Here is a 664-nt window from a genome sequence, read left to right on the forward strand (position 1 = left end):
AAACGTGCGGTATTTGGTCAAGTCGGTATCGATATGATTGCCGGACCTTCTGAAATTCTAGTGTATGCGGAAGGTGAAAATAATGCTGAGTGGCTGGCAATGGATTTATTGTCACAAGCTGAGCATGACACGGTTGCGCAAGCAGTATTCATTACACCTGATGAAGCGTTGTTGAATGCAGTTGGTGAATGGATTGAAAAACACTTAGAAGCTTTACCAAAAGCTGAGATCGCACGTACGTCTATCGAGAACCGTGGTGCACTGGTATTAGTGAAAGATCGTGCTGAAGGTGCTGAACTGATTAACCAAGTCGCGCCTGAACACTTAATGCTTTGTTTAGATGAAGCAGAAAAAATGGCTGAAGATATTCGTCATGCTGGTGCGATCTTCATGGGTCGTTACACCCCTGAAGCGATTGGTGACTACTGTGCAGGGCCAAATCATGTCTTACCAACTTCGGGTACAGCACGTTTTTCATCCCCACTTGGTGTATATGATTTCCAAAAGCGTTCAAGCTTGATTATGTGCTCTGAACAAGGCGTGAAAACTTTAGCGAAAACTGCAGACATTTTGGCGCAAGAAGAAAATCTTGATGCACATGCACGTTCTGCACGTTATCGTTATCAGTAATTAAAAATATAAAACCTCTCCCTAACCCTCTCCT

Annotated in this window: 1 protein-coding gene; it reads left to right on the top strand. The window is 43.5% G+C overall.

What is annotated here, in order from left to right; all coding sequences use genetic code 11:
* A partial coding sequence (hisD, locus tag B4033_RS08715; RefSeq protein WP_286833249.1) for a histidinol dehydrogenase occupies nucleotides 1-630 on the top strand: 630 nt, incomplete at its 5' end.
* Nucleotides 631-664 lie beyond the last annotated feature (34 nt).

It is taken from the genome of Acinetobacter sp. UBA3132 (genome assembly GCF_002364825.1).
GTDB classification, from domain to species: Bacteria; Pseudomonadota; Gammaproteobacteria; order Pseudomonadales; family Moraxellaceae; genus Acinetobacter; species Acinetobacter schindleri.